General features: G+C 56.0%; 2 protein-coding genes and 1 pseudogene. All 3 read left to right on the top strand.

Going from position 1 to position 2,167, the window contains the following annotated elements; translation table 11 throughout:
- Positions 1-219 (top strand): annotated as a pseudogene (locus ACXJ5O_RS25080) (glycerol-3-phosphate transporter permease); the annotation flags it as partial.
- A 9-nt stretch (positions 220-228) separates the two neighbouring features.
- Positions 229-1,077, top strand: a complete 849-nt coding sequence (ugpE, locus tag ACXJ5O_RS25085) for a sn-glycerol-3-phosphate ABC transporter permease UgpE (RefSeq protein ID WP_457302278.1) — start codon at positions 229-231, stop codon at positions 1,075-1,077.
- 7 nt (positions 1,078-1,084) lie between these two features.
- Positions 1,085-2,164, top strand: coding sequence for a sn-glycerol-3-phosphate ABC transporter ATP-binding protein UgpC (gene ugpC / locus ACXJ5O_RS25090; RefSeq protein ID WP_457302279.1), 1,080 nt, complete (start codon positions 1,085-1,087; stop codon positions 2,162-2,164).
- The last annotated feature ends 3 nt before the right edge of the window (positions 2,165-2,167 follow it).

Below are 2,167 nucleotides of genomic sequence, written 5' to 3' on the forward strand. Positions count from 1 at the left end.
GTCTATGCCTTTTTCGACACGTTCGGCATCATCCACGCGGTTACGGGGGGTGGCCCCGGCAAAGCTACGGAGACGCTCGTCTACAAAGTTTACAATGACGGCTTCGTCAACCTCATCCTGGGTGACTCCGCCGCCCAGTCGGTGATTCTCATGATCATTGTTATCGGCTTGACGGCAGTTCAGTTCCGCTATGTCGAGCGCAAAGTACACTACGGCTGAGGAAAGATCATGATCCAGAACAATCCCATCGGCCGTCTGATCGCCCATGTCATATTGATCATCGGTATATTGATCGTGGCCTTCCCGATCTACTACACCTTCGTCGCCTCGACGCAAACGCTTCAGGAAATATTGCGCCCACCCCTATCATTGCTGCCAGGGGGACACTTCTGGGAGAACTATTCCGCAGCGCTCTTCGGAGGCGTAGGCCGTATCGGCGGTGTGGGCGTAGATCGGCTCCTGTTTAACACGCTGGTGATGGCGCTCGGCATTGCCATCGGGAAGATCTGTATCTCGATCCTTTCTGCCTACGCGATCGTCTTCTTCCGTTTTCCCGGGCGCATGGTCTTCTTTTGGCTCATTTTCATAACCCTGATGCTACCGGTCGAGGTTCGCATCCTGCCAACCTACAAGATCATGGTCGACCTTGGTCTGATCGATACCTATACGGGGTTGATCCTGCCGCTCATGGCGTCTGCAACCGCCACGCTCTTGTTTCGGCAGTTCTTCATGACCATCCCCGGCGAACTTGTCGAAGCTGCCCGCGTCGATGGCGCAGGACCATGGCGATTCTTCAGGGATATCCTGCTGCCGCTATCCAAGACCAACATCGCGGCCTTGTTCGTGATCCTCTTCATCTATGGCTGGACGCAGTATCTCTGGCCGCTTCTGATGACGAACCGCAACGACATGTCGACCATCGTCATTGGTCTGCGCAAAATGATTTCCTTCGCCGATGCCGATACCGAATGGCACCTGGTGATGGTGACCTGCATTCTCGCCACACTGCCCCCAATCGTCGTTGTTGTTCTCATGCAACGCTGGTTCGTGCGCGGTTTGGTCGAAACGGAGAAATGATACCGATATGGCAAATGTAGAATTGACCAATGTTCGCAAGGTCTATGGTAGCTCCGTCGAAGCGGTCAAAGGCATCAACATTGCCATCGAAGATGGCGCCCTGTGCGTGCTGGTCGGTCCATCCGGCTGCGGAAAGTCCACCTTGCTGCGCATGATCGCGGGTCTGGAGTCGATCACCGACGGCACAGTCAAAATCGACAACAAGGTGGTCAATGAGCTCGGACCTGCCGAGCGGGACATCGCAATGGTATTCCAGAATTATGCGCTCTACCCGCATATGAAGGTCTACGACAACATGGCCTACGGCCTGCGCAACCGGGGCATGCCAAAGGATCAGATCGACAAACGTGTAAAAGACGCGGCTCAAATCCTTGAATTGACTCAGCTTCTGGAACGTCGTCCGAAGGAACTTTCCGGCGGTCAGCGTCAGCGCGTCGCCATGGGCCGTGCCATTGTCCGTAGCCCGAAGGTGTTCCTTTTCGATGAGCCGCTCTCCAACCTCGATGCCAAGCTTCGCGGGCAAATGCGTGTTGAAATCAAGAACCTGCAGCGGCAACTGGGCGTGACCAGCGTCTATGTTACCCATGACCAGCTTGAGGCTATGACGCTCGCTGATATCCTTGTCGTCATGAACGCCGGTTCCGTAGAACAGATCGGCGCACCGCTCGATATCTACGAGAAGCCGGCCAGCACCTTTGTCGCAAGCTTCATTGGCGCGCCGCCCATGAACCTTGTGCCGGTCAAGGCCGACCATTCGGGACTTGTTCTGAAGGATGGCACACGCATCGGTGCAGAGGGGCTATCCATTCCAGCGGATGGGGCTTTCATCGGCTTCCGGCCGGAAGACCTCGAAGTATCCGCTGGATCAGATACGCATGTCGGCGGACTGGTTCTTGATCTCAAGGTACTGGGTGTTGAGCCGGTCGGTGCAGAAAGCTATGTCTATGGCATTGCCGGCGGCGAGCGTGTCGTGGTGCGGGTTCCGGGCCGATCTGCGTCACAGACYGACGATCACCTGCGGGTAATCATCCCGAAGGACAAGCTGCATCTTTTTGGTGCTGACGGGAAGAGAATCCCACCTGCATAGAGC

Source organism: Phyllobacterium sp. P5_D12 (assembly GCF_054049495.1).

Bases quoted from the DNA above. Each gene is read 5' to 3' on its own strand.
- ugpE (WP_457302278.1), top strand. From the start codon at position 229: ATGATCCAGAACAATCCCATCGGCCGTCTGATCGCCCATGTCATATTG.